The sequence below is a fragment of the Herbaspirillum sp. UBA812 genome (assembly GCF_002296545.1).
Taxonomy (GTDB): domain Bacteria; phylum Pseudomonadota; class Gammaproteobacteria; order Burkholderiales; family Burkholderiaceae_D; genus Herbaspirillum; species Herbaspirillum huttiense.
In genome coordinates this window covers 1-7,627 of record NZ_DBIC01000257.1, presented here as the reverse complement: position 1 = coordinate 7,627, position 7,627 = coordinate 1, and the positions used below count along the sequence as shown (strand labels likewise).

The window sequence follows — 7,627 nt, the reverse complement described above, 5'->3', positions numbered from 1 at the left end:
AGACCATGTTGGTCTGCGCTGGCTGGACGTGGAATGCGCCGCGCAGTTTGGGGTTGTTGCTGGCCGCCTCGGCCAGGCCGCGCGACAGCAGATCCGCATTGGCATGATCGTCGGCCAGGCGGTGAACGTTATGCTGGAGCGCATGCAGGCCGGCCGCAGCGAGCATGCCGGCCTGGCGCATGGCACCGCCCAGCATCTTGCGAATGCGCCGCGCCTCGTGAATGAAGTCCTTGGAGCCCAGCAGTACCGACCCCACGGGCGCGCCCAGGCCTTTGGACAGGCACAGTGAAACGGAGTCGAAGCCCTTGCACAATTCGCGCGCGCGCATCAGAGGTTCGCCGCCCCCGGCCAGCGCAACGGCCGCATTGCACAGACGGGCTCCATCGATATGGGCGCGCAGACCACGGCGCTTGGCCAAAGCGGCGACTTCCTGCATGTAGGCCAGGGGCAGCGGCTTTCCGCCCACCGTGTTTTCGATCACGACGAGCCGGGTACGGGCGAAATGCGGATCGTCCGGTTTGATCACCGCCTCGATGTCGTCCAGAGCAAGCGTGCCGTCAGGCTGTTGCTCCAGCGGCTGGGGCTGGACCGATCCCAGAACGGCCATGCCGCCTGCCTCCCAGCGATAGGTGTGCCACTGCTGACCGACAATGGCCTCGTCACCGCGGCGGCAATGCGTCATCATGGCGATCAGGTTGCTCTGGGTGCCGCTGGGCGCAAACAGGCCAGCTTCGAAGCCGAACATCGTGGCGGCGGTGTGCTGCAGGAGATTTACCGTAGGATCTTCTCCCATTACGTCGTCACCGAGCGGCGCTTCGATCATGGCCTGCTTCATGGCAGGGGAGGGCTGGGTGACGGTGTCGCTGCGAAAGTCGCTCATGGATTGTTCCTTGCAATCGGTCAGAAGTGAATCATGATTGTGAGTTCTTTTTGATGTTGATGGGTGCTGGTTGAGCACTCGATCTGTTCCCTGGATGCACAGATGAAACTACCCCCCCTGGAAAATCTCCGCATCTTTGAAGCCGTTGCGCGCCTGCAAGGATTTACGGCTGCGGGCGAGAGTCTGGGGCTGTCGCATAGTGCGGTCAGCCGCCGGGTGTCGGAACTGGAGTCGCGGCTCAATGTGCAGTTGATGCACCGAACCAGTCGCCGCCTGGCCCTGACTCCGGAAGGAAAGGTCTTGCTGGAAGCGGTCCAGGAAGCGCTGCAGCGAATCGAAGAGGCAACCGAGGAGATCTTGCGTCCTGCTCGGCAGCGGCCGCTTCTGGTGTCTTGCGAACGGTCACTGGCGATGCGATGGCTGATCCCGCGCCTGTCCCAGTTTCAGGATGCGCATCCGGATCTGCCGATCTATCTGTCGACGGGCAATGGCGCGGTTGACGTTGCGCGGGAGCATATCGATGTGGCGATCCGTCGGGCCGATTTCGCACTGGATCCACGGGCGGTCTGCATCCCGCTGTTCACGGAACAGACCGGGCCGGTCGCGCTGCCCGGCCTGAGCGGAAAGGCGCTGCTGACGCGTCTCCATTCGACCAGCCGTCCCGATGCCTGGAAGACCTGGGCGAGACGCGCCAGGGTGGCGGCCCGCGCCGCGCGGGGCGCGGCCTCTGATCTGCATTTCGACCATTTCTTTCTCAGCTTGCGCGCTGCGGAAGCCGGACTGGGCATGGCCATTGCGCCCTTGTTCATGGTGGTGGACAGCCTGGAGGCAAGGACCCTCACAGCACCTCAAGGCTTTGTGGCAGATGACTCACGGTACATCGCATTGATGCGCAGGCTTCCCGAGCCGGGTTCGCCGGAGGCACGCTTCATGGACTGGCTGCATGCCGCCGTTGAGGAGACGCTGAGTGCAGCTCGTCCCTATTGCCGCGTATAGCATGTTGATAGCATGTCGAGTCAGGAACAAAGCGTGGTCGCCAGGCAGAGCGTTGGCGCGGGTCGATGACCGCAGGCATGGCTTCAGTCTTCGGCCAGAAGCCGATCTTTGAATCCGTCTGGCGTCCATCTGCTGGCTGTCTTCGTCAACAGCGGCTATCCCTTCCAGATGCGCCGCGATCTCGCGCCGGGAATCGTCAGCCTTTTGGGGGTGGTGCTGTACCTGTCAGCGTTTCGGCGGTCTGCCACAGGCGCGCGGAATCAGCCTGACGGGCAGACTGCGGTTGCCGCGCGACATGCGGACTACCGATAAGCAAAAATCTTGGGCCGTAGAATGCGCCTTGCGCTGCATTCGGATCGAGCGCTGCCTGCAGCAGTGACTCGGTGGCCCACTTGACGTCCATTGAGGGAACCAGCCGGAACATCAGCCGCTTGTGGGTGGAATCCGTTCCCATGTTCGGCCCGCTGGTCTGCAGATTGGTCCGCGTATGGCCCGGATGGGCGCTGGTGCTCAGCAATGGCCAGTCGCGCTCGCGCGCGATGGCTGCCAGCTGATTTGCCAGCAACAGGCAAGCGAGCTTGGATTGTGCGTACGCGGTGACGGGCGAGTAGGACCGTTCGCTTTGAAGATCGTCAAAATTGATCTTGGCACCAATGGCGGCGCTGCTCGTGATAGTTGTGACGCGCGGCGCTTTGGCTTCGAGCAGCAGCGGCAACAAGAGGTTGGTGAGCGCGAAGTGGCCCAGGAAGTTGGTGGCAAACTGCAGCTCGAATCCGTCCGGGCTCAATGCGCGCTTGGGCGGCATCATGATCCCGGCATTGTTGAGCAGCAGATCGATGGGACGTCCTTCGCTGAGCATCTGGTCGGCAAACGTGCGCACGCTGGCCAGGCTGGAGAGATCAAGGATGCGCACCGCCAGCGATGCCTTTGGAAACTCTTTCAGTATCTCCTGCCGTGCGGCTTCGCCCTTCGCTTCACTGCGTACTGCCATGACGACATCGGCACCCGCCGCCGCCAATCGTCTGGTTGCTTCCTTGCCGGTGCCACTGTTGGCACCGGTCACGATGATTTGGCGCTGGCGTTGATCCGGTAACTGGTACATCCGCATATCTCCCATGAGGGCAATCAATGGAACCCATTTCACACACAGGCAATCACGCTGATGTAGGGCATGGGTTCTGACTCAATTGCTTTTCCAAAGATGGGAAAATAACGCTCTGCCTGCGTTTTGACAAGCCAGCATTTTCGTAGCAGCGAGGCAGTGGCTGACAGAGCGCTGACAATGCTGGCGTGACCGAGACATCAGGCTCGCTCAAGTTGCTACCCTGATCGTGTTATCTGCTGCGCGTGCGCCTGGAAATTGACGCGCAAGTTCCATTAGGAGCTCGCGCGGAGGCGGATTACTTGTCCTTGATATGTTTCTCCGCCCACTGTTCTGCAGTGGTGACCGCAATCGATTGCCGTGCATTGAATGTCCCTGCCTTCGGCCACGCTACACCCTTGCCTTGCGCAAACACGGCACGGTATTTCTTGATGTGATGAGATGGATCTTTTTTCAGTTCATCGAGCAGGTAAGGAACGCTCCAGACATTGCGCCGGAACGGACGTCCGAGGACACGTTCGAGAATATTGGCCACCTCGCCGTAGGTCACCGTATCACCCGACAGATAGACGATTTCATTCTTGAAGCGGGGCTCGAAGAAAACGATCTCCGCAGTCAGCAGTCCGATGTCATCCGGCGTGGTCAGGGTCACGCTGGTATCCAGGCTGCCCAGGGCGTTGAGGGTGTCGTTGGCGAAGTCAACCACTTCAAACACCGGTTCGAACATGAAACTGGTGAACATGCCGGTCGAGATGATGACCCATTCCGTCTTGCTCTGCGCGCGCAGCAGTTCGCGTACATCGAGCTGTGCATCGAACAGGTCCTGGGGACTGCCGCGCCCGATGGCCTCGAAATCGACACCGAACTGCCACGGGAAGTAGCGCTTCACCCCCGAGCGCAAGGCGGCCGTGGCGAGCTTCATCGGAGTCTCGCGGCCGGCGACCATGCCGGCACAGCCGATGACGGTATCAAAGCGCGCGAAGATTTCTGCCAGTTGATCGATCGTATCGTTCACAAGATCTGCTGCCACCATCCGGATGCCCAGGGCGCGGAGTTCGTCGATCTCCGCTTTCTTTGCGGGGACTTGTGTATTGATCGTCGATTCCCTGAGCAGGACGCTGATGCTCGATCCGGGGGCACGTTCTGCCACGCGCGCGAGATTGCGCAATACCGGAAGGCCGAGTTCGCCCGCGCCTAACACGAGGATGGATTGAGGAGTGAGTTGGGATGTGCCATGCATGATCTGTCCTGAGGGTCGTTGCTGATAAGATGGCCGCATGGTTGCACGATCACGCAACGCTCTCAAGAAGGCACACGGATGATACCAAGAGAAGCCATCATCGCTGATGAAGCACTGAAGGAAGCAGAAGCCATCTGCCAGACCCTGCGCGAAGATGACGATGGGGTCCGGCGTGATGTCCTCGCGCATGCAGGCAGCCGCTGGGCGCTCGGGATTCTGCACGCGCTCGGCGTATATGGCACACTGCGCCACGCCGAGCTCAAGCGTCAGCTGAGCGGCGTGACCCAGCGCATGCTGACCAAGACGCTGCGCGCACTGGAACGCGATGGCCTGCTGCTGCGTCACGAAACCGATGAAAAGCCGCTGCGCGTGGAGTACGAGCTGACAGCGTTGGGCAAGGATTTGCTGCTGCGCATGTCTCCGATCTGGACCTGGGTGGTGGAGCACGCGGAGGACTTCCGCCAGGCGCGCCGCACCTTTGACAGTCAGGACAAGCAACAGAACATTCATCGACTCAGGTAGCGCCGGCGTCAGGCATCGGCGATCCCTGTGGCGGGCCTGCCGACGTCCTGCAAAGCGCTTCCTGCCATTAACCGTGCCGATTCCAGGGTCCAGGCCTGTGCTGCAAGCTGGCCATCCTGTTTCGCACCTTGGTCCACTCACATCGTCCCGTACGAGCCTGTCCAGAACATCATGTCGCGCATCGCAATCACCGGTCAGATCCTGGCTCCGAGGGACGTCGACAGCGTGTCCCGTCCCGTAGTGGCCCTCGGCACCACATCAGTCGCCAAGGACTGGGAGAACGCCCGGCATCAGCATCGCAAGGCGCAACTGATTTATTCGGTACGCGGCGTCCTCAACTGCGAAGTGGAAGACGGCGTCTGGATCGTGCCACCGCAGTGCGCCGTATGGATCCCGGGCGACCTGCCGCATGCAGCACGCGGGGCAGGAGAGACGGAATGCTATTGCCTGTTCGTCGAGCCGGATGCCGCTCCGGATCTGCCGACCACCTGTTGCACGATTTCCGTATCGCCCTTGCTGCGCGAACTGCTGCTCAAGGTGGCGGGTTTTCCCGAGCTGTATCCCCTGGGCGGACGCGAAGAACGCCTGATCGCCACCTTGCTTGACGAGCTGGCGAGCGCGCCGGTAGAAGACCTGCATCTGCCAATGCCGCGCGACCAGCGCTTGCGGAGACTCGCCGACCTGCTGCTGGCCGATCCCACCGACAAGACGTCCAAGGCTGCCTGGGCCCATCACATCGGCATGAGCGAACGCAGCATGAGCCGCCTCCTGCAGCAGCAAGTCGGCATGAGCTTCGGGCGCTGGCGTCGTCAATTGCACGTGATCCTGGCACTGCAGCGTCTGACCAAGGGCGACAGCGTGCAGACGGTGGCACTGGAGCTGGGCTACGAAAACGCCAGCGGCTTCATCACCATGTTCCGCAAGGCCGCAGGCAAGTCTCCGGCACGCTATCTCTCCGATCGCACCGACAGCGCGGTACGTGCAACGGTGCCGGCCATCGTGCTGCCGGATGAACGCCCCGCCTGAACACCACAGATCCACCCCGTCGTGAGTGTGGCCGAAATGCGAAATAGTCTGGCCTGGTTTCGCTATTGCGACCACGCATCTTCATTGTTAAATGGCTGCTCCAAATAACAATGATTATCGTTTATGTGCTCACGCCATGCCGTTTCAACTTCTCGTCGCTTCCTCACTGCATACGTTCCGTCGCCTGCCTGCACGCTCTCCGACCGGGCCATGCGGGACTTGCTCCGACGCACGCCGCACAAGGTCTTGAGTTCTGCGGTCGCCGCCGCTGTTCTGCTGGGCGCGCAAGCCAGCTTCGCCGCTGATTCATCACAAATCCAGCAAAACCCTGCCGATTCCGGGACGGCGGCGCAAGCGCAAACCTCCTTGCCGGCTGTCACTGTCACCGGGCATGCGGAGCCAGCGACCACGGAGGGTACAGGAGCCTATACGACGGGCGAGACGGCCGCGGCAACGCACCTGCCGCTGTCGTTGCAGGAGACGCCGCAGGCGGTGACGGTGATGACGCGCCAGCGCATGGATGACCAGCAATTGAACTCGGTGCAGGGCGTGCTGGACAACACCACCGGCATCACGTCCTACCAATCCGATAGCGAGCGCACGAGTTTTTATTCGCGCGGTTTCCTCATCAACAACGTGCAGTATGACGGCATCCCTACGGTGGTCGGCAATACCGTCAACGGCAGCGGGATCAGTGCTATCGATACCGCCTTCTATGATCGCGTCGAAGTGGTGCGGGGTGCTTCCGGCCTGCTTACCGGAACGGGCAATCCCTCGGCCGCCATCAATCTGGTGCGCAAGCGTCCGACCCGGGACTTTTCGGCGTCGGCCTCGCTGAGCGCAGGCAGCTGGGATACCCATCGCGCCATGGCCGATCTCTCGACCCCACTGACAGCTGATGGCCGCATCCGCGCGCGACTGGTGGGCAGCTATCAGGACGGCCACTCCTACATCGATGGCTACAAGCCCGAGAAGAAGTCGTTCTACGGCATCGTCGAGGCTGACCTGACTTCACACACCACCGTCAGCCTGGGCTATGACGATCAGCACATCACCTCGACGGGAGCCACCTGGGGCGGGTTGCCGCTCTGGTTCAGCGACGGCACGCAGGCTGACTACGCCTCGTCGAGGAGCTACGCACAGGATTGGAGTCAATGGAACACGACGCTCAAGACTGCCTTTGCCGAGCTCGATCATCGCTTTGACAATGGCTGGAAACTGCATGCCACGGCCAGCCAGTACCGCACCGAATTCAATGCCGAACTGCTCGGCCTGGTCGGCCGTCCGGACCGCGCCACCGGGCTGGGCACCTATCCTTTCGGGGCGTATCCGGTGGCCCTCGCGTCACAGGGCAGCAGTCGCACCAACACCTTCGATGTGATGATGGCTGGCCCCTTTGACCTGCTGGGCCGTCATCATGAAGCAGTTGTGGGGGCCATGACCTCACGCCGCACCTCCGGCGAGAATGACATCGCGCCGTTCTATGCCGGATTCATGCCGGTCAATATCAATGAGCTCAGCACACCCTTTGCCCGTCCGGACTTCGCAGCGATGCCATCGGTGCCGACCAGCACCGGGATCAAACAGAGTGGCGTCTATGGCGCGGCCCGTCTGTCATTGGCCGATCCCCTGAAACTCATCGTCGGTGCGCGGGTGAGCAACTACGAAATTGACAACAGCGTCGGTGGTGCGGCGATGCGTTACGAGAAGAACGGTGTCTTCACGCCCTATGCCGGCCTGGTCTACGACATCAACCGGATCTATTCGACCTATCTCAGCCATACGCGCATCTTCAATCCACAGACCGACTATCGGGACAGCAAGGGCAACGTCCTCACGCCGGCCACAGGAAAGACGACGG

The 7,627-nt window shown here is 61.5% G+C and carries 7 protein-coding genes; 4 read left to right on the top strand and 3 right to left on the bottom strand.

The window, feature by feature from the left end:
- The coding region (ltaE, locus tag B3873_RS16795; RefSeq protein WP_286867436.1) for a low-specificity L-threonine aldolase at nt 1-880 on the bottom strand (880 nt) is incomplete at its 3' end.
- Between the two features lie 102 nt (nt 881-982).
- Between ltaE and B3873_RS16790 the strand changes: the two genes are divergently transcribed.
- Complete coding sequence (locus B3873_RS16790) at nt 983-1,876, top strand: LysR family transcriptional regulator (RefSeq protein ID WP_134134633.1); 894 nt, start codon at nt 983-985, stop codon at nt 1,874-1,876.
- 196 nt (nt 1,877-2,072) lie between these two features.
- Here the strand turns inward: B3873_RS16790 and B3873_RS16785 are convergent, their stop codons facing one another.
- Together B3873_RS16785 and B3873_RS16780 are read right to left on the bottom strand one after the other, a co-directional pair.
- Nucleotides 2,073-2,978 (bottom strand): SDR family oxidoreductase, encoded by a 906-nt coding sequence (locus tag B3873_RS16785; protein ID WP_039788901.1) that lies wholly within the window; start codon nt 2,976-2,978, stop codon nt 2,073-2,075.
- Between the two features lie 298 nt (nt 2,979-3,276).
- On the bottom strand, nt 3,277-4,218 hold the full coding sequence (locus tag B3873_RS16780; protein ID WP_286867433.1) for an aromatic alcohol reductase: 942 nt from the start codon (nt 4,216-4,218) through the stop codon (nt 3,277-3,279).
- A gap of 78 nt (nt 4,219-4,296) precedes the next feature.
- On the opposite strand from B3873_RS16780, the gene B3873_RS16775 reads away from it, so the two are divergent.
- The 3 genes from B3873_RS16775 to B3873_RS16765 all read left to right on the top strand — a co-directional run.
- Nucleotides 4,297-4,740 carry a winged helix-turn-helix transcriptional regulator gene (locus B3873_RS16775; RefSeq protein WP_039788899.1) on the top strand — a complete coding sequence of 148 codons (444 nt, stop codon included), beginning with the start codon at nt 4,297-4,299 and terminating at the stop codon, nt 4,738-4,740.
- Between the two features lie 171 nt (nt 4,741-4,911).
- The gene (locus tag B3873_RS16770) at nt 4,912-5,766 is read left to right on the top strand and encodes an AraC family transcriptional regulator (RefSeq protein ID WP_039788897.1); all 855 of its coding nucleotides are present in this window, start codon (nt 4,912-4,914) and stop codon (nt 5,764-5,766) included.
- Nucleotides 5,767-6,132: 366 nt separating this feature from the next.
- On the top strand, nt 6,133-7,627 hold a 1,495-nt coding region (locus B3873_RS16765; RefSeq protein ID WP_286867430.1), incomplete at its 3' end, for a TonB-dependent receptor domain-containing protein.